Annotated in this window: 16 protein-coding genes, 1 other RNA gene and 2 pseudogenes; 11 read left to right on the forward strand and 8 right to left on the reverse strand. The window is 62.1% G+C overall.

What is annotated here, in order from left to right:
• The first annotated feature begins 368 nt into the window (after window positions 1-368).
• The 3 genes from A7D16_RS02460 to A7D16_RS02470 all read left to right on the forward strand — a co-directional run bounded on the left by A7D16_RS02460 (window position 369) and on the right by A7D16_RS02470 (window position 2714).
• A complete protein-coding gene (locus A7D16_RS02460) occupies window positions 369-1484 on the forward strand; it encodes a glycoside hydrolase family 5 protein (protein WP_064629515.1) in 1116 nt (371 codons plus the stop codon).
• A 301-nt stretch (window positions 1485-1785) separates the two neighbouring features.
• A complete protein-coding gene (locus A7D16_RS02465; protein WP_064629517.1) occupies window positions 1786-2232 on the forward strand; it encodes a PepSY domain-containing protein in 447 nt (148 codons plus the stop codon).
• A gap of 405 nt (window positions 2233-2637) precedes the next feature.
• Window positions 2638-2714, forward strand: a non-coding RNA gene (locus A7D16_RS02470) — sX9 sRNA.
• On the opposite strand, the gene A7D16_RS02475 is transcribed toward A7D16_RS02470, so the two are convergent.
• Window positions 2709-4517 (reverse strand): M28 family metallopeptidase, encoded by a 1809-nt coding sequence (locus A7D16_RS02475; RefSeq protein WP_064629519.1) that lies wholly within the window; start codon window positions 4515-4517, stop codon window positions 2709-2711. The two genes, A7D16_RS02470 and A7D16_RS02475, sit on opposite strands and share 6 nt — an antisense overlap.
• 145 nt (window positions 4518-4662) lie before the next feature.
• A complete protein-coding gene (locus tag A7D16_RS24370) occupies window positions 4663-5319 on the reverse strand; it encodes a DUF4097 family beta strand repeat-containing protein (RefSeq protein ID WP_330469433.1) in 657 nt (218 codons plus the stop codon).
• Window positions 5320-5416: 97 nt separating this feature from the next.
• Here A7D16_RS24370 and A7D16_RS02480 point away from each other — a divergent pair, with 97 nt between their 5' ends.
• Together A7D16_RS02480 and A7D16_RS02485 are read left to right on the forward strand one after the other, a co-directional pair.
• Window positions 5417-6715, forward strand: coding sequence for a murein hydrolase activator EnvC family protein (locus tag A7D16_RS02480; RefSeq protein ID WP_181920666.1), 1299 nt, complete (start codon window positions 5417-5419; stop codon window positions 6713-6715).
• Between the two features lie 178 nt (window positions 6716-6893).
• Window positions 6894-8402 carry a S41 family peptidase gene (locus tag A7D16_RS02485; RefSeq protein ID WP_064629523.1) on the forward strand — a complete coding sequence of 503 codons (1509 nt, stop codon included), beginning with the start codon at window positions 6894-6896 and terminating at the stop codon, window positions 8400-8402.
• A 360-nt stretch (window positions 8403-8762) separates the two neighbouring features.
• Here A7D16_RS02485 and A7D16_RS02490 read toward each other — a convergent pair whose 3' ends face one another.
• The 3 genes from A7D16_RS02490 to A7D16_RS02500 all read right to left on the reverse strand — a co-directional run bounded on the left by A7D16_RS02490 (window position 8763) and on the right by A7D16_RS02500 (window position 10872).
• Window positions 8763-9749, reverse strand: coding sequence for a D-2-hydroxyacid dehydrogenase family protein (locus A7D16_RS02490; RefSeq protein ID WP_064629525.1), 987 nt, complete (start codon window positions 9747-9749; stop codon window positions 8763-8765).
• Window positions 9749-10069, reverse strand: a complete 321-nt coding sequence (locus tag A7D16_RS02495) for a DUF1820 family protein (protein WP_064629527.1) — start codon at window positions 10067-10069, stop codon at window positions 9749-9751. The genes A7D16_RS02490 and A7D16_RS02495 overlap by 1 nt, the downstream gene beginning before the upstream one ends.
• Window positions 10070-10179: 110 nt before the next feature.
• Window positions 10180-10872 carry a rhomboid family intramembrane serine protease gene (locus tag A7D16_RS02500; RefSeq protein ID WP_064629529.1) on the reverse strand — a complete coding sequence of 231 codons (693 nt, stop codon included), beginning with the start codon at window positions 10870-10872 and terminating at the stop codon, window positions 10180-10182.
• A 217-nt stretch (window positions 10873-11089) separates the two neighbouring features.
• Between A7D16_RS02500 and A7D16_RS02505 the strand changes: the two genes are divergently transcribed.
• On the forward strand, window positions 11090-12430 hold the full coding sequence (locus A7D16_RS02505; protein ID WP_064629532.1) for an outer membrane protein transport protein: 1341 nt from the start codon (window positions 11090-11092) through the stop codon (window positions 12428-12430).
• Between the two features lie 280 nt (window positions 12431-12710).
• Window positions 12711-13432: pseudogene (locus tag A7D16_RS02510) on the forward strand (2OG-Fe(II) oxygenase).
• A 68-nt stretch (window positions 13433-13500) separates the two neighbouring features.
• Here A7D16_RS02510 and A7D16_RS02515 read toward each other — a convergent pair.
• Window positions 13501-14358 (reverse strand): annotated as a pseudogene (locus A7D16_RS02515) (PA0069 family radical SAM protein); the annotation flags it as partial.
• 415 nt (window positions 14359-14773) lie between these two features.
• Here A7D16_RS02515 and A7D16_RS02520 point away from each other — a divergent pair.
• Window positions 14774-15586 carry a DUF2971 domain-containing protein gene (locus A7D16_RS02520; RefSeq protein WP_046932765.1) on the forward strand — a complete coding sequence of 271 codons (813 nt, stop codon included), beginning with the start codon at window positions 14774-14776 and terminating at the stop codon, window positions 15584-15586.
• Window positions 15587-15628: 42 nt separating this feature from the next.
• On the opposite strand, the gene A7D16_RS22845 is transcribed toward A7D16_RS02520, so the two are convergent.
• Complete coding sequence (locus tag A7D16_RS22845; protein WP_128698603.1) at window positions 15629-16003, reverse strand: hypothetical protein; 375 nt, start codon at window positions 16001-16003, stop codon at window positions 15629-15631.
• 97 nt (window positions 16004-16100) lie between these two features.
• On the opposite strand from A7D16_RS22845, the gene A7D16_RS02525 reads away from it, so the two are divergent.
• The 3 genes from A7D16_RS02525 (at window position 16101) to A7D16_RS02535 (ending at window position 21202) form a co-directional block, all read left to right on the forward strand.
• Entirely contained in the window at window positions 16101-16763 is a 663-nt protein-coding gene (locus tag A7D16_RS02525) for an imm11 family protein (RefSeq protein ID WP_064629606.1), read from the forward strand.
• A gap of 903 nt (window positions 16764-17666) precedes the next feature.
• On the forward strand, window positions 17667-19649 hold the full coding sequence (locus A7D16_RS02530) for an XVIPCD domain-containing protein (RefSeq protein WP_064629533.1): 1983 nt from the start codon (window positions 17667-17669) through the stop codon (window positions 19647-19649).
• An 800-nt stretch (window positions 19650-20449) separates the two neighbouring features.
• The gene (locus A7D16_RS02535) at window positions 20450-21202 is read left to right on the forward strand and encodes a hypothetical protein (RefSeq protein ID WP_046932797.1); all 753 of its coding nucleotides are present in this window, start codon (window positions 20450-20452) and stop codon (window positions 21200-21202) included.
• Between the two features lie 172 nt (window positions 21203-21374).
• Here A7D16_RS02535 and A7D16_RS02540 read toward each other — a convergent pair.
• Window positions 21375-22483, reverse strand: a protein-coding gene (locus A7D16_RS02540; protein WP_087944180.1) for an IS3-like element ISXca2 family transposase whose coding sequence is annotated in 2 segments (ribosomal slippage) — window positions 21375-22231 and window positions 22231-22483 — 1110 coding nt in all. Because the reading frame shifts where the segments join, the coding sequence is not laid out codon by codon here.
• Window positions 22484-22519 lie beyond the last annotated feature (36 nt).

The following is a 22519-nucleotide window of genomic DNA, read 5'->3' on the forward strand; positions in this document are numbered from 1 at the left end:
GCCAAGCGATCGGCATCCACCTGGCTATTACCGATCGCTTTCCCGGTGATTCAAAACGGCAGGGCGTCATAGAGATGACGTCATGCCACTGACGGCGAGCACTTCCATACGCCACAAAGTCGACAGTGCGGCAACGAACTCGGCGCTAGCGCGGTAATGCTGCGTCTTTCTGCGTGCATCTGGGCGGTATATCCGACGTAAGAGCGTATTTATTCGATGCGACTGCGATACACGTCTCAGATTGGCGCTTCGTTCGCTATGCGCAATGATTGGGCACAGCACATGCATTAACTCAGGCGAGTGCAGCATTATCGCGCACAACGCGCAGGCAGTGCATGCATCTCCCCCGTCGTTGAAGGAGTTGTTTCATGTCTGCTATGTCTTTTTCGCTGCGCACGCTTGTGCGATCTGCGCTGCTCTTCCTCGTGATCGGCAGCCTGCCGCTCGCCCACGCGCAAACGCGCGCGCTGACCTACGCCGGGGTCAATCTGTCGGGCGCCGAATTCGCCTCCTCAAAGAAGCCTGGCGTCCTCAACAAGGACTATATGTACGCTGCGGCCAGCGATTACACCTATTTCGCCGGCGTCGGCATGAACACGATTCGCCTGCCGATCCTGTGGGAACGGCTGCAACCCAGCGCGCGCGGAGAGCTGGATCCGGCGCAGCTGGCGTTGGTGCAGCAGGCGGCGGCGCGCGCCAAAGCAGCCGGCATGTATCTGGTGATCGACATCCACAATTACGCCAAATATTACGGCTACAAGATCGGCAGCCCGGAAGTGCCGGTGTCGACGTTTACCGATGTGTGGCGTCGTCTCGCACTGGCCTTCAACGGCGACAATGCAGTGATTTTCGGGCTGATGAATGAGCCCAACAACATCTCCGCCAGCGAGTGGGCCGGCGCGGCCCAGGCCGCCATCGATGCAATCCGCAGGACCGGTGCCAACAACCTGATTCTGGTCCCCGGCGCATTGTGGACCGGCGCGCACAGTTGGTATTCCACTACCACCGACGGGTATTCCAACGCCACTGCGCTGGCGTCTATTGACGACCCGCTCAATCGCTACGCATTCGAAGTGCATCAGTATCTGGATGCCGATTCCAGCGGCACCAACAGCACCTGTGTCAGCGCCACGATTGGCGCCGATCGGCTGCGCAACTTCACCGCGTGGCTGCGCACCAACCACAAACGCGGGTTCCTGGCCGAATTCGGCACCGCCAATAACCCGGTCTGTAACGAGGCGTTGCAAGACATGCTGGCGCACATGGAAACCAACGCCGATGTCTGGCTGGGCTGGACCTGGTGGGCCGCTGGCTCGTGGTGGAACATCACCTATTCGTACAACGTGCATCCCAACAAGGACGGCACCGACAAGCCACAGATGTCGATCCTCTCGCCGCAGGCCGCACGCGCCACGCGTGCACCGGTTGCCGCAGCAGCGCGTACCGCTGCCGCAAGTAAAGCCACTGCACGCACTGCACGCTGATGCAAAGCACCAAGCCGCCGCAAGGCGGCTTTTTTTGTTGGACGCATTTCGTATGCGTGGTGCGAGTAATGCGCGAGATCGTCAGCGACCATTGCCCGGTAGGCCAGTTGCGGGCAGAAGATTGTCGATGCGTGCTCGACCATGACAACGATTCGCAATGTAAAGAAAGCGTGCATCGCAGGTGAATGCGCGCCCTGGCATTTCAGCTAACTGAACTTTTCTCCCGATTGCTTGGGTGTTTTCACCTGATAGCGATAGCGCGCCCGCCAGCATGAGCGCACTTCACTGCAGGAGCATTCTCATGGCACATCGATTGATGAAGACCGCACTGATCGGCGCATTGGCGGTGGCAACGCAAGGCGCGTTTGCACAGGCAGCGGCCGACAAACCGGCCAAGGCGCTGACCTCCGTCGAGGTCACCAGCATGCTCACCGCGAAGGGCTATACCAAGGTGCACGACGTCAAGTTCGAGCATGGCGTGTGGACGGCGGACGCGCGTAGCGGCGATGGCAAGGATGTGGATGTGCACATCGACCCGGTCACCAGCCGCGTCTACGGCGACCAGACCACGTCCAAGTTCAGCGAAGCCGACGTCCGCGCGTCGCTGTCCACGGGAGGCTATAGCGATGTGCACGACCTCAAGTTCAAGGACGGCCTATGGAAGGCCGATGCCAAGCGCAATGCGCAAAAAGTCGAGCTGCATGTCGATCCGGAAGACGGACACGTGGTGAGCGTCGATGGCGATTGAGGGCGCACGCCTTGCGTCTGTACGCTGACAAGCGGGTAGGGCAGGTCGGTCGTTGCAGGTGCATGCGCAGACGCGGCGGTTACCGGGCTGCCATTTGGTAGGCTGGCGCGTCGCGGCAGATGCCGCCAATCGCCGGTAGCGCGAAATCGCGTCGGCATTGCACAAGCTGGCGATCAGCCAAGTGCCTCACCTGACCCAGCAACGCAAAGGGCCTCCGCTTGGAGGCCCTTTGTGCGATAGGTGGTCCCGCATTCCCCGCAATGCCCTCACGCTGCGGCTGCATCGCCCACCACGCGTCAGTACTGCAGCAGCAGGCCGCAGCGATGGGCTTGCGCGTGTGGACGTGGAGCGGCTCATCAAACGACTGGAGCTACCAGCCACTCGTGGCCAGTGCTCGGAAGCCTCAGACACCACGCACACCCTCCGGGTCTGCGCGCGCCGTCCGCGCCCAGCTGACGACGGCTCGCTACGTGTGGTCAGTCGCTCTTGGCCTTCTTCGCACCCGTGGGCGCCGTGCCTGTGTCGCCAGGCGCGGCATCGGCCGAAAGCGCACTCGCCGCGGTGGCTGCAGGCTTGCCGGCCATCATGCGGTCGCGCGCGGCCTTGAACGGGTTGCCGGGGTACCAGTTGGGCCAACGTTCGCCGGCTGCGACCTCCTTGCCCACGCCGTACACCACCTGCAGGTCTTCGATGGTGCCATCGAGCTTCCAGGTGGCCGCGTCGTATTCGTCGCCAGGGGCGTGATAGCGGTGGCGTCCATAGTCCTCGGCGGCGGCACGTCCGGCGGCAGTGCCGCCCTCGCGCAGGTCTTCGCCGCCATCGGCATACAGCGCCGGCACACCGGCCTTGGCGAAGTTGAAGTGGTCCGAGCGGAAGTACGAGCCGCTTTGCGGTGTGGCTTCGGCATGCAGGGTGCGGCCTTGCATCGCGGCGATCGGCTTGAGGATGTCTTCCAGTTCCGAGCTGCCCATGCCGACCACGGTGACATCGCGCGCGCGCCCGGCCACCGACATCGCATCCAGGTTGATCACCGCGGCAATCTTGTCCAGCGGGAAGCTCGGGTTGGCCACGTAGTACTTGGAACCAAGCAAGCCGGATTCTTCCAGCGTCACCGCCACAAACACCACCGAGCGCGCCGGCTTGGGGTCCTGGTGCGCAAAGGCATCGGCAATTTCCAGGATGCCGGCCACACCGGTGGCGTTGTCCACCGCGCCGTTGTAGATATTGTCGCCGGTCTCGCCCGGATGCCTGCCCAGGTGGTCCCAGTGCGCCATGTACAGCACCGCCTCGTCGGCGTGGCTGCTGCCGGGCAAAACGCCGACCACGTTGCGCGAGGTCTTTTGCGCGATGGCGCTCTTCAGGTCCACCGACCAGTTGGCCTTCAACGGCACCGGCTTGAAGCCGCGCTTGCTGGCGTCCTTGTAGGCCTGCGCCAGATCCAGCCCGGCATTGGCGAACAACTGCTTGGCAGTGTCGGCGCTGATCCAGCCCTGCACCGGCAGGCGCGGGTCCGGATCGTCCTTGGCCGGTAGATCGTATTGCGGGCCAGACCAGGAGTTTTTGACCACGTCCCAGCCATAGCTGGCACCAGGGGTGTCGTGCACGATCAATGCAGCGGCCGCGCCCTTGCGTGCGGCCTCTTCGAATTTGTAGGTCCAGCGCCCGTAATAGGTCATGCGCTTGCCGTCGAACAGCTTGCCATCGCCGGTGTGGAAGCCGGGGTCGTTGACGAACATCACCACCGTCTTGCCTTTCCAGTCCTGGCCGGCGTAATCGTTCCATTGCTGCTCGGGCGCATCCACGCCATAGCCGACGAACACCAGCTCGCTGTTGTCCAGCTTGACCTCCGGCTGGCCGGTGCGCGTGCCGACCACGATGTCGGTACCGAAGGCGAGGGTGCGGGTCTGCTCGCCGCTGCGCAGGCTCGGTGCGGTGGCCGCATCGGCGGTGGTTTCCACCATCGGCACATCCTGGAACCAGCTGTCGCCGTTGCCCGGCTGCAAGCCGATGCGCTGCATCTGGTCGCGGATGTAGGTCACGGTCTTTTCTTCGCCCGGCGTGCCCGGGCCGCGCCCTTCAAAATCGTCCGAGGCCAGCGTCTTGACCAGTTCGGCGAAGTCGCCGCTGGTCAGCTCCGGCGAGAAGGCATGGCGGCTGACCGGCGCGCTGGGCGCGCTATCGGCCGGCGTCTGCGTGTCAGCCACGCGGGGCGCATCGGCGGGTTCGCGTTTGCAGCCGGCCAGGCCCAGCGTCGCGGCCAGGCACAACAGGATCTTGCGGGGCATCGGAACTCCTCGGGCGGCGGAATTCCGATCTTAGAGCGTGCGCGGGAGGTTGAGGTGAGCGCGCGGCAGCACGCGCTGCTTCCTGCACGCCGGCCAGGGCGCCGGAGCAAACGCCCTCGACGCACACCCGCGCGTGCCGGATGCGTCAGTCCTTCGGCGCCACGTCGCTGTCGAAGCTGCGCGCGGTAGCACCGCTCACCGCGCCGATCTTGGCGCTGCGATGCACGTACAGGTTGACCTCGCGCTCGAACCGCAGCGGTCCATCCACCACCGCATCCGGGCCGATCACCACGCGCGGCTTGCGCGAGGGCTGGAACGAAAAACCGAAGTTCGGCTTGGTCACTTCGATGCCGCCACGCACGTGCGAGTCGACCCCCACCGTGATGTCGCCATTGACCGTCTCGATGCCCTTGCCGAGCTCGGTTCCCACCAGGCCGATGCTGCCGTTGACGGTTTCCACCCCGCCACTGATCTGGCTGCCGCGCTCGGCGAGGATGCTGCCGTTGACGGTTTCCAGCCCGCCGGACACGCTCACTTTCTGGCCTAGCGTAATCGAGCCGTTGACGGTTTCCACCCCGCCGGTACGCGCGTTGTCGCCGATGCGGATACCGCCGTTGACGGTTTCCACGGTGTTGGTCTGCGCACCGGCGCCGATTTCGATCGAGCCGTTGACCGTGCCCAGGGAACCATAGGTCTTGCCGGCCTCGGCACTGATGCGGCCGTTGACCTTGCTGATGCCCTCGTCGGCCCAGGCGCTCGTGCAGACCAGGGACAGTGCCAGGAGAAGAAGTTGGGACTTCATGCTGAACCTCGCGCGGCGGCGGTTGTCTGGGGCGTGGCGGCGATCACACCATGCTTGGCTACAATCGCGCACCTGCCTGAAGTCACTGGATCTTTCGTTGCCCCCTTCGTCCGCACCGCTGCCGCGCCTGCCGCTCGCTCCGTCCACCGGCCGTGGACGGATGTGGCTGGCAGCGGGTGTGCTGGCCTGCACGCTGCTGGGCAGCGCCAGCGCCAGCGCGCAAAGCCAGCGCGAGACCGAGCGCAAATTGCAGCAGCTGCGCGATGAGCTCAAGACCATCAGCGCCGATCGGCGCGACCTGGAAGGCAAGCGCGGCACCGCTGCGCAGCAGTTGCGCCAGGCCGACGAGAAAGTGGCCAAGACCGCACGCGCGTTGAGCGAGACCGAAACTGCGATGCGCACCCAGGAAGCCCACCTTTCCACCCTGCAGCAGGAGCGCGCGCAATTGCAGCGCGGCCTGCAGCGCCAGCGCACGCAGCTGGCGGCGTTGTTGCGCGCTGCCGACCAGGTAGGCCGCAATGCGCCGTTGAAGGTGCTGCTGTCGCAGGACACGGTGGGCGATGCCACGCGCATGCTGGCCGACCACCGCTACGTGCAGAACGCGCGTGCGCAGCGCATCCACGCCTTGACCACGCAACTGGATGCCCTGGCGAAAGTGGAACAGGACATCGCCACGCGGCGCCAGGCGCTGGATGCGGCGCGCGCGCAGCAAAAGGCGCAGGCCGCGACGTTGCAGAAGGATCGCTCGCAGCAGGCGGCCACCGTCGCGCAACTGGACGACCGCTACAAACAACGCGCCGAACGCGAAAAGGCGCTGGGCCAGGATGCCAAGTCGCTGGAGCGGCTGCTCGCCAATCTGCGTGCGGCTGCGGCCAAGGCCGAGGCCGAACGTCGCGCCGCCGCCAAACGCACCGCTGCCGAAGCCGCCGCGCAGGCAAAACGCGGCAAAACCGAGCGCCCCGAGCGCCCCGGCAAGACGCCGCCCAGAGTGGTCGCCACTGCACCGGCGCCCAAGGTCGGTGGGCTGAGCTGGCCGGTGTCGGGCAATCTGCTGGCACGCTTCAATGCCACCTTGCCCGATGGCCACACCAGCAAGGGCGTGCTGATCGGCGCGCCCAAGGGCACCACGGTCACCGCAGTGGCCGATGGCACGGTGGTGTTTTCCGACTGGATGACCGGCTACGGCATGATCCTGATCGTGGACCACGGCAACGGCTATATGAGCCTGTACGCGCACAACGACACCTTGTTGCGCGATGCCGGTGCGGCCATCAAACGTGGCGAAGCGGTGGCCAAGGTCGGCAGTTCGGGCGGGCAGGGCGTGCCGGCGCTGTATTTCGAATTGCGTCGCAACGGGCAACCGGTGGATCCATCGAGCTGGTTGCAGCGGCGTTAGAGCGGCAGACAAAACGACTGCGCTCACCGCCCTGCGGCTCTGCCCTGCCTTGCCAGCTGGCCACCATCGAACTGCCTGCGTGGCACGCCCGCGATTCAACGCGGATTTACCGCAGCTTCGCGCATAATCCGGTCAGCTCCGCGGTGCGGGGCGCCTTATCTCTTTGTCGGAGTGCTTCATGCGCGTAGCCGTCCTGTCCGTTGCCCTGTCGCTGGCCCTGTTCGCGTCGCCCGTTTGGGCGCAAAAGGCCGGCCCCGCTGCCGTCCAGGCCACCGCGGACGATCCGGAAGCCAATGAAGCCGCTGTCTCCAAGGTGCCGCTGGACGAGATCCGCCGCTTCGTGGCGGTGTACAACGCGGTCAAGCAGGCTTACGTGGACCCGGTCGAAGACAAGAAGCTGATGCACGCCGCAGTACGCGGGCTGCTCTCGGACCTGGACCCGCACAGCACCTATTTCGACAAGGAAGATGCCGAAGCCTTCGACGAACAGGCCAACGGCGCCTACGACGGCATCGGCGTGGAGCTGCTGCAGCAACAGGACAACACGCTCAAGGTGATCGCGCCGATCGACGACACCCCGGCCGCACGCGCCGGCATTCGCGCAGGCGATGTCATCGTGGCCATCGACGGCAAGCCGATCGATGCCAGCAAGGCGATGGAGCCGCTGCGTGGCGAATCCGGCAGCAAGGTCACCCTGACAATCCTGCGCGAGAAGACGCCCAAGCCGTTCGACGTCACCCTGCAGCGCGAGACCATCCGCGTGGCCAGCGTGCGCAGCAAGCTGCTGGAACCGGGCTACGGCTACATCCGCATCAGCACCTTCCAGGCCGACACCGGTGCCGATTTCCAGAAAAACCTCAAACAGCTGCAGTCCGGCGGAAAACTGCGCGGGCTGGTGCTGGATCTGCGCAGCAACCCCGGCGGTCTGCTGACTTCGGCGGTGCAGGTGGCAGACGATCTGCTCGACAAGGGCAACATCGTCAGCACCCGCGGCCGCATCTCGATCAGCGATGCCAAGTTCGATGCCACACCGGGCGATCTGCTCGGGAGCGTGCCGGTGGTCGTGCTGGTGGACGCCGGCTCGGCCAGCGCCTCCGAGGTGCTGGCCGGCGCGCTACGCGACAACCAGCGCGCACGCATCATCGGCAGCCGCACCTTCGGCAAGGGCTCGGTGCAGACCGTGCTGCCGCTGGATAACGGCGATTCGGTCAAGCTCACCACCGCGCGTTATTACACGCCCAGCGGCAAGTCGATCCAGGCCAGCGGCATCGTGCCGGAAGTGCTGCTCACCCCCGAATCGCAGCCTGGCGATACCGATCTGCCGGCCAGCCTGACCGACTACAGCGAAGCCACCTTGCCGGGCCATCTGCGTGGCGATGCCGAAGGCGAAGAGGGCTATAGCGCCGGCGACGTGCTGCCGGGCGATGGCCCGATCGCCGCGGCCCTGGCCGAACTCAAGCAGCCCGGCTCGGCGGCCAAGGCGCAAGCCGCACGCAAGGCCAAGGCCCAGGCCGCACAGAAGACGAGGGCGGCCAAGGCCGTAGCCGAGCCGAAGCCGGCAACCGCGCGCCCGGCAGCCACCGACAAGCCCAAAGCGGCCGAACCTGCGGGCAACGCCGAACCAGCCGAACCGGCACAGCCGGCGTCGCCGGCAGCCAAGCCCAAGCCGGCCGAACCAGCCAAATGATCACCTCAGCACCGCGGAACGATCGGCGTGCACGCAGCGGGTGAATCTCACCCGCTGCGTGAGCACGGGCAGGCAGTCCTAGGCCTCATGTGCCTGCACAGCGATCGCGGCGGTCGGTGCAGACGCGCCGCTTCGATCATCCAAGGCTCTGCGTTGTCGGAACGAGCCCCGTCGCGAACGCCTTCCCCAATCGCCACAAAGCGCACCGGTAGCGCAACGCGCTCATCAAGACGCCGTGTGCACGCAGTCTTGAACGCGTAATCGGCCCTGGACCAGTGCAGCCTTGCGCGACCAATCGCGCCGAAAACACGATTAAGTGTGTGCCGCACGCACGCGATGGCAATCACCTGGCACGCATGGCTAGCGCGCGTTCGCCAGCGCATCGGCATTGACCAGATTGCGCGGCCCGCCGGCTGCAAACGCCAGCACATTGTCGAATGCCGCCTCGAAATACAGCGCATAGCTGTCGCGTTCCACATAGCCCAGATGCGGTGTCGCCAGCACACGCGGATGCCGCAGCAGCGGATCACGCGGGTCCAGCACCGGCTCGTGCTCGAAGACATCCAGCGCCGCCTGCGCGGGCCGGCCGGCTTCCAGTGCGGCCAGCAACGCACCAGGGGCGACCAACTCGGCGCGGCTGGTGTTGACCAGCAACGCATCCTCACGCATGCGGGCCAGATCCTGTGCAGTGACGTCGTGACGCGTTTGCGCCGTCAGGCGCCGATGCAGCGACAGCACATCGCTGTGTTCGAACAATTGCTCGCGGCTACCCGCAATCGCGAACCCGTCGCGCGCTGCCTGGCCGCAGGACGCAGCACCGCCCCACACCAATACCTGCATGCCGAAGGCACGCCCGATGCTGGCCACGCGTTGGCCGATGCGCCCGTAACTCCAGATGCCCAGCGTGCGCCCATGCAGCACGCGGCCCAAGCCAGGGTCGCCCAGCGCCTGCCAGCGGCCCTGGTGCAATGCATGCTGGTACTCGGTCAGCCGACGGCTGGCCGACAGGATCAAGGCCCAGGTCAGCTCGGCCGGCGCCACCGGCGAGCCGACGCCTTCGGCCACCGCCACACCAAACGCGGTGCACGCCGCCACATCTACATGCGCGCCCACCCGCCCGGTCTGGCTGATCAGTTTCAGCCGCGGCAGCCGTTGCAGCAGCGCTGCATCCACCCGCGTGCGCTCGCGGATCAGCACCAGCGCATCGGCGTCGGCCAGACACGCGGCGCGCGCATCGAGATCCCCGTCCAGTGCACCCAGCACCTGCACCTGATGGTCCTGCATCCGCTGCAGGCAGGGCAGCTGCGCGACGGCGCGCTGATAGTCGTCGGGCACCACAATGCGCATCAGCGTGGCTTGATCGGCGGGGGGAACGGCGTCACCACCTTGTCGCCGGTGGTGGCATCGCGAATCACCGACTGGCCTTTTTTCTCCACTTCTTCGATGCGCACGATGCTCTGCATCGGCAGGTGCAAGGTCTTGGTGTTGCCGAACTCTTCGCGCAGGCGTTCTTCGGTGGGGTCCACCACCAGCCCGTCGTGCACGTCGAACACCAGCTCGCCGATCTGGTTGAAGCCCCACAGATGGCTGCCGGTGACCTCACGCGCATAGAGCTCGTACACCTTGCCGTGATTGAGGAAGGTGACTTTGTACAGAGGCTTGGACATGCGCCCGATTATAGGCGCGCGCCTGACCGCCGTCGCCCGAACATGCGTGCGCTGGTGCCGCGGCGCGTATCGATCAAAACCTGCTTGTTCGGCAAGGAGCGCTGTGTTCCTCAGAACCCGTGGCGCTTGCGCAGCCGTCGCGCGATGGCCGCGCGCACATACAGCCCGTAGACGATGCCGAACAGGAAGCCGGCGATGTGCGCCGACCACGCCACCATGCCGAAGGCCGGGCCGATATAGGCGAACACCACCTGCAGGATCGCCCAGGCGCCGATCAGCAACGGCGCCGGGACGCGGATAAATTCCAGAAATACGCCCAGCGGCAGCACCACGCCCAGCTTGGCGCCGGGAAACAACGCCAGATAGGTGCCGATCAACGCCGACACCGCGCCCGAGGCACCGATGATCACCCGGTCCGGCGTGCCGATCGCAAAGATCGCCGCCAGGTTGGAGGCCGCACCGCCGACCAGAAACAGCAGCAGCAGGCGCCACGGGCCCAGGATGCGCTCGGCCGGCAGCCCGAAGATCAGCAAAAACACCAGATTGCCGAGCAGATGCGACCAGTCGGCATGCAGGAACAGCGCCGTGAACAAGCGCAGCACGCTGCCATCGCGCAAGGTCGCCCACCAGTCGCCCAGGTTGGAGACGCCGCTGGACAGCGCGCCCCAGTCCAGCCACAGCGTATTGCGCGCTTCGCCGGGCCGGCTGATCGACCACAGGTAGGCCAGCCACACCGTGGTGAACAACAGCGGCACCGCCCAGCGCCGGGTGGGCTTCTTGCGGGAGGGGAGGGAGACGAACATCGGAGTCGCACAATAGCTGGTCCACGGGACTGAACCCAACCCCAACTCAACCGCGTGTTCAGGACGAAAGTCGTTATTGTTCGGTTAATCGAGGTGGGTATACTGCGTACGGCGTCGTATGTCGGGGGGGGTCTCCGGCGCGCCCCAGGCACTGGATTGGTGCTGGGCGCGGGCGCTGAACCGACCATTGCAGTCTTTATCCGGAGAGCTACAACTCATGTCTACCGCTTCCACTCTGAGCCGCGCCACCCTGTTGGCCGTTGGTATCGCTGGCGTTCTGGCCGTTGGCCAGGCGCACGGCGCCGCATTCCAGCTGAAGGAAAACAGCGCCAAGGGCCTCGGCCGCGCATTCGCAGGTGCGGGCAGCGCCCCGGACGATGCCTCGATTATCGTCAACAACCCGGCCGGCATGCGCCAGCTGGACGGTCGCATGTTCCAGGCCGACGTCAGCGCCATCCATTTCTCGGCCAAGTTCAAGCCCGAGAGCGGCACCTATGCCAACGGCGCCCCGGTCTCCGGCGGCGACGGCGGCGACGCCGGCATGATTGCGCCGGTTCCGGCGATGTATTTCCACCTGCCGTTCGGCGAGAACGACAACATGCACCTGGGCACCTCGCTCACCGTGCCGTTCGGCTTCAAGACCGACTACGGCCGTGACTGGGTGGGCCGCTACCACGGCACCAAGACCGAGCTGCAGGCGATCGACTTCAATGTCGCGTTCTCCTACGACGTGAACCCGTATGTGTCCTTTGGCGCCTCGGTATTCGCCGAGCGTCTGGATATCGACCTTGCCAACGCGGTGGATTTCGGCAGCATTCTGGCCGCGCGCCGCGCGCCGGGCTTCGCACCGGGCAGCGCTGACGGTTACTCGCGCATCAAGGGCAACAGCACCGAAGTGGGCTTTACCCTGGGTGGCTTGTTCAGCATCGACGAGAACACCCACATCGGCTTCAGCTACCGCTCGGAAGTGGAACACAAGATCACCGACGGCGATGCCGACTTCACCACCCCGCCTAACGCCGCTGCCGTGCTGAGCGTCGCCGCACCGGGCACCTTCATCGACACCAAGGGCCGTGCCACCGTCACGCTGCCGGCCAGCGCCACCGCCAGCTTCACGCATAACGTGAACGAGCAGTGGTCGATCATGGCCGACGTCACCCGCACCGCCTGGAGCAAGTTCGACCAGGTGACCGTGGACTTCGCCTCCAATCAGCCCGACAGCGTGCTGGACTTCTCCTACCGCGACACCACCTTCGCCTCGATCGGTGCCGACTACCGCATGAGCGAGACGCTGACCCTGCGTGGCGGCCTGGCCTACGACCAGACCCCGACCACCGCCGAGCACCGCGACGTGCGCGTGCCCGATGCCAGCCGCAAGTGGGTCTCGCTGGGCTTGAGCTGGCGTCCGTCGCAGCAGGCCGAATACAACTTCGGTTACACCCATCTGTTTGTCAGCGACCCAACCACCGACAGCCGCAGCGCCACCGGCGATCGTCTGGCGGGTAGCTACGATGTGCAGGGCAACATCCTGGCCGCTTCGATCAACTACAAGTTCTGATCGTCGCACTCCGCATCGTGTGATCAGAAACCCCGCTTCGGCGGGGTTTTTCTTTGGCGTGCCGTTGCACGGCCAACCGCGTCGCCATCCATCGACGGCATCCTTCGCCGCAAGCAGATGCGATCAATCACATGCGGCGCATAGAACGCGCGCTTTAGGACTCATGCGATGCCGTTGAAACAACGCGTCGCGCACGCGCATTGATTCCCTGCATGGCGCTTTGCTGCGGCATGCCGAGCGGGCTGTGCAGGCCGCACTGCAGATTGTGATGGTCGTGCGCATGAACCAACCCGACTTTATCCAGATCACCGACAACGCCGTCTCGGCCGCCGATTGCGCGGCCATCGTGCAGCGCATGCGCGACAGTCAGCAGCTGCATCCCGGCCGCATCGGCGGCGGCGTGTTTCCCGACCTCAAACACAACCGTGATCTGCGCATCAGCGGGGTGGCCGAGTGGCTGCGGTGGAAAGCCGGCTGCAACAGGCCGTGTTCGACGGCGTGCTCACCTATCTACGGCAGTACCCGCAGGCGCTGATTTGTCCATTGATGTTGCAGGTGACCACCGCCGATGGCACACCGCATCGTCTGGTCGCCGAAGACATCGCGCAGATGAGCGACCAGGCGCTGGGCGACCTGGCACGCACCTGCCTGCGTCAGGGCGCGATCAATCTGCAATGGTATGCCGCCGACCAGGGCGGCTACCCGTACTGGCATTGCGAGCTGTACCCACGCGATGCGAGTGCCGACACGCTGCACCGCCATCTGCTGTGGACGCTGTATCTCAACGATGAGCTCGAGCAAGGCGAGACCGAATTCCTGTTCCAGCAACGCAAGGCGCGCCCGCGCACTGGCAGCCTGTTGATCGCTCCCACCGCCTTCACCCACACCCACTGCGGCAACCGCCCGGTTGGCGGCGACAAGTTCATTGCCACCAGCTGGATCCTGTTTCAGTCGGCGCAGGCGCTGTACGGCGGGGAATCGGGAGTAGGGAATGGGGAATAGGCAAACGCAACGGCAACGCGTTGGTGTTGCTGTTGCGATTCCCCATTGCCAATTCTCGATTCCCCGCTCTAAAACAGCACGCCCTGCGGCGAATCCGCCACCGGCTTGGCCGGCGGGGCCGGGCGGCGGAATGCGCTGCAGTCCAGCGTCGGCATGTCGCGCGCACCGAATCCTGCGCGGCGGTGGGCGAGGGCGAAGCGGCGCGCCAATAGATCTGCATACACGCCTTGTCCGCGCATGCGTGCGCCAAAGGCGCTGTCGTAGTCCTTGCCGCCGCGTAGTTGCTGGATCGTGCTCATCACGTGTTCGGCGCGCTGGGGGTGATGGGTCTGCAACCAGTCGCGAAACAGAGGCGCCACTTCATGCGGCAAGCGCAGCAGTACGTAACCGGCACTGTGCGCGCCGGCAGCGGCAGCGGCCTGCAGGATCGCTTCCAGTTCATGGTCGTTGATCCATGGGATCACCGGCGCGGCCATCACCCCGACCGGCACGCCGGCCTCGTGCAGGGCACGCATTGCGCGCAGGCGTGCGTGCGGGGCGGAGGCGCGCGGCTCGAGCTTGGCCGACAGATGCGGGTCCAGCGTGGTCACCGAAAAATGCACGTTGACCAGGTTCTCGCGGGCCAGCGGGGCGAGCAGGTCCAGGTCGCGCGTCACCAGCGCGTTCTTGGTGATCAGCGTGAACGGGTGCCGCGCCTCCCATAGCACCTCGATCAACTGGCGGGTCAGGGCGCGCTTGCGTTCGATCGGCTGATACGCATCGGTGTTGATGCCCAACGCGATCGGGCTGGGCACGTAACCCGGCCGGGCCAACTCGCGGCGCAGCAGCTCCGGCGCATTGGTTTTGGCGAACAGCTTGGTTTCGAAATCCAACCCCGGCGAGAGATTGAGATACGCGTGCGAGGGCCGCGCGAAGCAGTAACTGCACCAGCATTGTATGGAGACTTTGCTCTTTTGTTCAGTTGCTTTGGAGGGTCAACAACGATATCTGGGAGTGGCATTTGGGCAAAGTGCGCAAGATCGGCTTGATTGCATCCAAGGCTACTGGCCGCCAGCACCACCCGTAAGGGGGGTTGGGGTAGCTTTCACGCCCCGCTTGAGCTGACCGCCTTGACCCTGAGTGGGAGACAACCTGAAACCAGTTTTTGGCAGTGCGTCAAGATGAGCGACTAGGCAGTTGATCGCCCGTTTGCCTATGAGCCAAGTCTTAGCCCGGCGGACTATCATCACTTCCGCAAACTTGTCTTTCGGTACACCGTTTGATACCAGTCGCTTCCCCTCCCTGGCCCATCTCTACATACGCGCTATTGCCGCGCATCCACTAGGGCAATCCGAGAAAGCTATGAACCTGTACCACTACACCGATGCGCAAGCTGTGCAATCAATACTGGTCAACCGGAAGCTTTGGTTGACTGACTTACGTTTTATGAATGACTCGACCGAACTTTCGCATGGCGTCGAGATCCTGAAGAAGGCGATGGAGCACCAGCCGCATGGGCTGTTCTACGACTGGGATTATGCTGAGAAAGCCATGTCATATTTGTCTAATTCATTGGACGAATATGAAGACGCTTCGTGGACTGAGGATCCTGTATTTGCCATGTCTTTCAGCAGAAAGGATGATCTGCTCAGTCAGTGGCGTGGATACGGCAACTACGCTGTCGCCTTTGATAGCGAGCGCCTAAAGGAATTCGGACTAAAGCTGAGGGACTGCATCTACGATAGCAAGTCAAAGGCGGACCAAGCTTCACAGCAGTTGACCAATGCTGGCACCAGCATTTCGCGGTCCATGGCTGAGATTAACGGCTGCATTAGCGTTGATTCGATCGACAAGCAGATCGAACTGATCGAGTTGGCAGCCACCTTCAAAGATGCGGGTTTCGAGGAGGAAAGCGAAGTTCGCATGATCGCGCGCCCAGATCAGCACGACATCAAGTACAGACCCAGGAATGGGATGCTGATTCCTTACGTTGAGATCGAGATCCCTGCAGAAGCGATAGTTAGTGTTCGTGTTGGCCCCATTCGGGATCAGCACCTGGCTTCACTATCCATGAAAATGTTTCTCGGCTCAGTTGAGAGTGCCTATCGCAGCGATGGCGGGGATGTTGAGTGGTCTGTGCCAGTGGATACATCGAAGACGCCCTACAGGCAGTAGGATCAGTTATTTACTCTCAGTTCTCGAAGTAGAACAAGGTGTTCAATCTTCCTCTGCGTGCTGGTAGACCCGATCACGCTCGACTCCTGCCATTGCCACCCGGTCTTCATCTGTTAATTTATGGATGTCATTGTGTCCTGCGATTCCGAAAAAATCCTGGCTGCGAATATTATTAAATATGTCGTAAAAACTACTTCCAGGGCAACCATCGGAATTTTTCGCCAGCACTGCACTGTAGATAGCTGTGCGTGTGTCGCAAAGCGCTCGGCTAGCGGCTTCCAAAGTATCGTACACGTCATTACTTCGAGTACCCTCATCGAAAATTTCGTGAAGCTTCCTAAATCCAACAGTGCTTCTCGACTGGGCAGCCTCAGACAATAACTTAGCCACGCTAGAAATTTTTTCTATAACAATCATGTAAGACCTCATCAATAGAAGGCAAGCCCATCTGCTACTCTAGCAGGGGCGACGGCAGGAGGATTCAACTTCAATGTGCAGCACACCCGCATCCATGATGGAAGCCCAAATGAACGATCAAAGTGCGATTCCGGTCACTGTTATGAGCGCATCTCAGAAGGGGAAGTTTTTTGTTCTTGAGCCCAGCTTCTGGGGAAATGGCAGACAGCCCGGCTTAGAGATTGCTAACAAGAAGCAGCTACGGCTGCCTGGGACTTTCATGATTGAAAATCCAAATGGCGATCCAAATCAATACCCAGAAAGACCCCACCTGATCCATGTACCCGACCAAGGCGGGATGCCAAGAGATTTTGAAAAGTTGGCAGGTAAGTGGATTGTTTCCGAATCTCTGAAACACATCTTCGAGTCTATTGATCCGCACGGGTTCGCTTTTTGTGCGTGTGATTTTACCCTCGCCGATGGTTCTGCAGGTCCCCAGTACTACTTGTGTGGTGTGGTGCGTTCTCTCGATGCGCTCGATGAGGAAAATTCACGAGTGAAGATCGAGTATGAGCGCGATCACCAGACCGCAGAAGATCTCAAGTTCTACAGCGTGGCTGGCGGTGCAAGTCTCGGTTTCAAGGAAGAGATCGTTGGTGACGCGCACGTTTTCCGGCAACCGCGACTCGCGATAGATGCTATCTGCGACCGTGTTCTAGCCGACGCACTAATGGCTGCGAACCTCGACGGTGTTCGGATACGAGACGCTGCAGAAATTTGATTCCCCCGACGCATTCATGGATTTTTGCGCAGGAGCACCAGCATGGCCGACACACCTGTTTTCCAGGGACATCACGTAATTGAGCAAGTTGCGTATGCCCGCAGTGAATTACTACAGGCGCTATCGGAACGCGGTTTGTTTGAACTGCATGGCCCACGCAATATTCTCAATCTGCCCGCAGACCAGGCATTGGCAGCACAGATGGGATTGTCGCCTCATCCAGGTGGTCCCCTCGGCGCATACACCGACGAGCTTAAGACTGCTCTTGATCGGCTAGAGATATCTCCTGACGGCCAACAAACCCTGCTTGGGGATAAAGCAACGGACCCGGGAGCAGCTCAGCGAATCGCAGCTAGGGTCAATGCCTTAACCGACACTCTTAAGGTGGGCTTAGTCAATGGCGATCTTGTCACTAACACGACTCAGGGCATGACGCAGGAGCAAGCGAACGCGAAGATTCGAGCGTTTCATGGGGATCTCGCTGCATACCAACAGAGCCATGCAGCCCAGATTTCCGAATTGGGAAAGATGGCAGATGCAGAGGCGAAATGGGCTGGCGTCACTCAGTCAGAGCGTAACGTCAAGTTAGCGTTGGATGCGATCAATCAGCCGGGATCATCCACGCTCAGCGACAAATGGGGTGGCCACAAGTCGCTGGGCACAGCAGTTGCTGAAGCGAACCAGGCCGGGCGTCTGCCAGTCACCGAACCGATTGAAGCCCGTCTGCGCCTAGCTTTTGCTCAGGAGATGCCCCCGGTTCTCACTAGGCCACCGGCTGGACCGCGGCTTCCCGGCGCCTCAGGCGAAGGCGGCATCGTGGCAGGCGAAGGGCTTGCAGCGGAGGCTGCCGGAGCCCGGGGGCTTTCTGGTGCTCGTGTCGCGGGTGCTGCCGGTGTTGCGCTGATGGCCTATGACTTCGCCGTGACCGGCCACCGCGTTGTCCAGCTAAGTACGCAGGGCAACGATACTGGCGCCGAGTCAGCAGCCACGCATTTCGTCGGCCGCAATGCAGGTGGTATCGCCGGCGGCTTCTTGCTCGGTGCAGGCTACGGGGCCGTCACAGGGTCCTGGACGGGTCCTGGAGCGCTGGCTACTGGCTTGGTCGGCGGCGTGGCGGGCGCCTACCTTGGCGAACGTTGGGCAGAGAAGCAGGACATCAACCGGATCTACACACAGCCGGACCGCAGTGGCAACGAGTGGACGCGTAACCCAGAGGATCCACAGGGCACGTGGACGCGTACGGTGAGCGCTCCGTTGCCAAGCGGCGGCTATCAGGAGACACGCCTGGTTGCTGCTGGCCGCCTTGCCGATGAACTGAATTACCGCGCGGCTAACGACTCCTACTCACTCGGGCTGGCAAATCCACCAAAGCCACAGGATCCATACCGCCTGGATGCCAAGAACGAAACGCATCCGCCGCGCGAACCGTTTGAAACGGGCCGCGACTATGTGCGCGATGCGCAGACCGGGAAGTGGCAGCTTGAAATCAGGCAAAATATCGACGGCAAGATACCAGTCACACGCAGTGCCCCGATCAGTGCCGAGCGTGGGGCCGAGTTGGAGAGCCAGTCCCAGACGATCATTGCGCAGAACGCCGCCAACACGCCGGAAGCAACAGCGGCCCGCTACCAGATCGCCTACAACCAGTTCGGCTGGAATGAGTTCGCCAATCGCGAGCCGGTGCCGCAGGCCATCACGAACGCACGCACGCAACCGCAGCCGTTACAGGCGTCCGACGGTCATTCCTACACCCGCGACGCCCACGGCGAATGGACCACGCCCGGCACGCTCTATGGCACCAATGCGGCCACCGGCAACACGCGCGAGGAATTGAACCGCACGTGGCAGAGCCAACAGGCCGGGCTTCAAGACATGGCGTCCATGGCGGAGGTCGCCCGCAGCAATCCCACACCGACGCAGAGCGACTTGCACAGCCAGGTGGCCGGGATGTACGCCCGCGCTGGCATTACGCGCACTGACGCGCAGATTGATGCCGCCACGGCCGCAGTTGCACAAGACCATGCACGCGATACGGGCAAGCAGATGCCCTTCTTCCTGCAGCTGCAGAAAGACGGATCGATCGCCACCGTGGTTGGCCAGAACGACGACCGCATGGAGATCAAGGCGACCACGACGGCAGCAGAGATATCGCAGGCAGAACGGCAGCAGGCTATGCCTGCCAACGCCACCTCGCCCAATTCCCCTGCGCAGTCGACTCAGATGCAGCAGCCTACGGCACCTTCCTCGCAAACCCCATTACCCAGCGCGCCGTCGTCGCAGACAGCGCCAGGAAGGTCGCCCTCGCTGGACGACGATCATGCGCAGGGGCGTACAGCGGCCACCGGCGCGACCACAGCACAGGTCGCCGCACCGGGAATGCAGATGGGTGCGCGCTCTGTTGCATGGCACGATCCACGTGAAGACGAGCAGCCATCTGTGAGTCGTCAGAGCGACGTTGGCCCGAAGCCGCAAGACGCTGCGCTGGTGGAGCAACTACGCTCATCCATCGCAAGGCTCGATGAAAGCGCCAACAAACCGTGGGATGAGCGCAGCGATCGCATGGTTGCGAGCGCGTACAAAATGGCTGTTGAAGCGGGATTCAAGCCCGGCGACAAGGTCGACGTCGCATTGAATGTCCCGACCGACAAGCTTCCAGGCGGGGTGACGATGTTCGTGATTCGCTCAGGCCCAGGCGCGTCCCCGGATCCGTATGCCAACCGCGCACAGATGCCGACCAGCGAGGCACTGGCTGCGGCTCCCGAACAACAGTACCTGGCGGCAAACCAGGCACGTGATACACAGGAACAAACGCGATTGCAGGAGCTAGCACAAGCACGCGACCATACCCAGGACGATCAAAGCAGGAACGGGCCGCGGATGTCATAACCGGGATAGGTATCTGACTGAAGCGAAGACTAGACTGTGGCGACGACGAACCTCACGTGCTGAGGCGGTGTCTGTTCCACGCCTCACGCTAGGAGCAATGGCAAAGGAATCGGTTGCAGTGAGAAAATCGAAACTCAAGGAGTGCCGCAAGATCCGTTGTCCATTAGGTGAGGGGACGTCGCGCATGTATTCCTCGACCGGCGATGTCCCGCCGGCTGAGTTCGCCATCCAATTTGCTTTCCCATCCAAGGCCTGATTTTCTAGTTCTGCGATGGCGCTTGCTCGTCACAGTTCCCCGTTTGTAGCGGATCACGAAAACTTGCCTTTTGTAGCCGGAACGCACGGAATAGTGTATTTTTTATAAAGTTAATTAAACCATCATCAGATAACATCAGGGGGATCTAATGAATGCAAAGCAAAAGGGAATTTGCCCATTCTGCAGCAAAAACGTCGCCGCAGAAATCATAGAAGAAAATACTATTCGGCGAGATAGGTGTAAGTGCCCGGAATGCGGCGAGACAGTTTTTCTATGCCGCACTCCAGGCTGCCACGATTTTGCCAAAGGCACCCAAGTTTACGATCACGAGTTATGCCCGAGCTGCACAGGCACTGTCGCTGATGCCGGGTCCGGAGTCGCCTCTATTATCGGCAAAGTGGCAGGCGCAGTAGCTATTGCGGCTCTCTCCGCAATGGCGGTTGCTGCGGTGAAGGAAAAGTAGCTGATCGGCTTATCACTCATTCGAGCCGAACCCGCTGCGTGGGTCGGCTTATTCTTGCACTCAGAACTAGACGGATTGATCATGGCCGATCGATTTTCACCTACAACGGCAAGCCGAGCGGCTAGGCGTGCCGCTTACATTTGCTCTAATCCAGTGTGCAGAAGGCTCACAATTGGACCAGACTACGCTGATCAGAATAAGTCCATATCCACCGGAAAAGCTTCACACATCAAGGCTGCAAGCAAGGGCGGCCCGCGGTACGATCCCAATCAAAGCAGCGTACAGCGCCGCTCGATAGCAAACGCGATATGGCTATGCGGCGCTTGCGCCGACCTGATTGACAAGAACCAAGGCGTGTCCTATCCGGTAGTTCAGCTTGAAAACTGGAAAAAAGATCACGAGACGCTTATAAAGCAATGCCTGGAGGGTGGGAAGAGAGCAGTCTTTCAGTTTGGCACGCATGCTCAAGACTACGCGGCTGCGAACAAGGCGCTCGCTCTTCTGAAAGATAAGGGATTTCTTTTCGTGCCGTATCCGCAAGAGAACTACCATTATGTGGTTCAGTCTATGCAAGACTTGCGCAGCAGCCTTACCTTGCTGGCTGGGCAAATTGAGCAGACCTCAAGGCTCACTGTGATCATTGATTCGATCATCGGCGCGTGCCGTCATTACATGAACTCAACGCGATCCGATGTTCGCTTCGAGGAAATGAACGACAGACTGTTTGCCGTGCGAAAGTTTATTGGTATCAACATAGCCGAACTTTGCAATTTCTACCACCTTGATCCTGGGCCGGAGCTTGCAAGCACTTTTCCAACCAGGGTTGAGGTCTGAAAATTCATTCCACCCGAACCGGCGAAGCAGGTTCGGGTTGGTCAACTTCATGCCATGAACGTCCGATCTTGGCCGAAAGCGGACCTGGTCTGTTACAGCAACGCAACCTACTTACTGCTACACGTGAGACCGATCTGACGGCGCGCAGGGCGCACTGTCGACTCCCCGCAATTCAATGCCAGCTAAAACTAGAGGTCTGCGGTTGATGTTGATCACGGAACTCAGCGGGCGTTAGTCCGCCCAGGCTGTCGTGCGGGATCTGTTGGTTGTAGTCGGCAAGCCAGTGTTCGGTCTGTTCGCGGACCTCGCTCAGCGTGCGGAAGAGATGCATGTCCAGCACGCCGCGCCTGTAGCTGCCGTTGAAGCGTTCGATAAAACCGTTCTGCATCGGACGCCCCGGTTCAATGAAGTCCAAGGCGATGCCCTTACGCTCGGCCCACTCGGACAAGGCCAGCGCGACAAATTCCGGCCCGTTGTCCAAACGTAGCTTGTTCGGATAGCCGCGCCAAGCTGCGATGCGTTCCAACGTGCGGATGACGCGGGCGGCCGGAAGATTCAGGTCCACTTCGATCGCCAAGGCTTCCCGACTGAAATCGTCGATGACATTGAACGTGCGAAAACGCCGACCGTCCCATAACGCATCGGACATGAAGTCGATCGACCATCCAGCATTGGGGCGATCACCGCAGGCCAGCGGCTGTGGATGACGCGTCGGTACCCGGCGCCTGCTGCGACGACGTTGATTGAGCTTCATCAGGCAATACACGCGCCAGACCCTCTTGTGGTTCCACACATGTCCGCGACGGCGGATGATTTGAAAAAGTTTTCCAAATCCACGCTCAGGAAAACGCTCGGCCAACTCGGACAACAGCGCGATAACCTCATCATCCCGATCGGGACGACGCTGATAGCGCATCGTCGAGCGCGCCACGCCAACCACCGAACAGGCCCGGCGCTCGCTCCAGCCATGCTGCTCGATGAGCCAGGCCAGAAGCGGGCGCTTGTGCGCCGGGTCTACAGTTTTTTTGCGATGACATCCTTCAATGCATGGTTTTCCATCGCCAGCTCGGCGTACATGCGTTTGAGCTTGTTGTGCTCGGTCTCCAGGTCGCGAAGGCGCTGCACATCAGCGGCCTCCATGCCGCCGTACTTGGATTTCCAGACGTAGTACGTCGCATCGGAAATCCCTAGCTCACGACACACATCCTTGACTTGGCGGCCACCCTCGACCTGCTTCAGCGTGGCGACGATCTGGCTATCGGTGAACTTGCTCTTGCGCATTGGTGGTCTCCTTGATGGCTAGTGTGCCCGGAGACC

It is taken from the genome of Xanthomonas nasturtii (genome assembly GCF_001660815.1).
GTDB lineage: Bacteria > Pseudomonadota > Gammaproteobacteria > Xanthomonadales > Xanthomonadaceae > Xanthomonas > Xanthomonas nasturtii.

Excerpts from the sequence above, each read along its gene's own strand:
- A7D16_RS22845 (WP_128698603.1), bottom strand. The coding sequence starts at position 16,003 with ATGATTGTTATAGAAAAAATTTCTAGCGTGGCTAAGTTATTGTCTGAG.
- A7D16_RS02500 (WP_064629529.1), bottom strand. The coding sequence starts at position 10,872 with ATGTTCGTCTCCCTCCCCTCCCGCAAGAAGCCCACCCGGCGCTGGGCG.
- A7D16_RS02465 (WP_064629517.1), top strand. The coding sequence starts at position 1,786 with ATGGCACATCGATTGATGAAGACCGCACTGATCGGCGCATTGGCGGTG.
- A7D16_RS02485 (WP_064629523.1), top strand. The coding sequence starts at position 6,894 with ATGCGCGTAGCCGTCCTGTCCGTTGCCCTGTCGCTGGCCCTGTTCGCG.
- A7D16_RS02535 (WP_046932797.1), top strand. The coding sequence starts at position 20,450 with ATGGCCGATCGATTTTCACCTACAACGGCAAGCCGAGCGGCTAGGCGT.
- A7D16_RS02460 (WP_064629515.1), top strand. The coding sequence starts at position 369 with ATGTCTGCTATGTCTTTTTCGCTGCGCACGCTTGTGCGATCTGCGCTG.
- A7D16_RS02530 (WP_064629533.1), top strand. The coding sequence starts at position 17,667 with ATGGCCTATGACTTCGCCGTGACCGGCCACCGCGTTGTCCAGCTAAGT.
- A7D16_RS02495 (WP_064629527.1), bottom strand. The coding sequence starts at position 10,069 with ATGTCCAAGCCTCTGTACAAAGTCACCTTCCTCAATCACGGCAAGGTG.
- A7D16_RS02505 (WP_064629532.1), top strand. The coding sequence starts at position 11,090 with ATGTCTACCGCTTCCACTCTGAGCCGCGCCACCCTGTTGGCCGTTGGT.
- A7D16_RS02490 (WP_064629525.1), bottom strand. The coding sequence starts at position 9,749 with ATGCGCATTGTGGTGCCCGACGACTATCAGCGCGCCGTCGCGCAGCTG.
- A7D16_RS02525 (WP_064629606.1), top strand. The coding sequence starts at position 16,101 with ATGGAAGCCCAAATGAACGATCAAAGTGCGATTCCGGTCACTGTTATG.
- A7D16_RS24370 (WP_330469433.1), bottom strand. The coding sequence starts at position 5,319 with ATGAAGTCCCAACTTCTTCTCCTGGCACTGTCCCTGGTCTGCACGAGC.
- A7D16_RS02520 (WP_046932765.1), top strand. The coding sequence starts at position 14,774 with ATGAACCTGTACCACTACACCGATGCGCAAGCTGTGCAATCAATACTG.
- A7D16_RS02475 (WP_064629519.1), bottom strand. The coding sequence starts at position 4,517 with ATGCCCCGCAAGATCCTGTTGTGCCTGGCCGCGACGCTGGGCCTGGCC.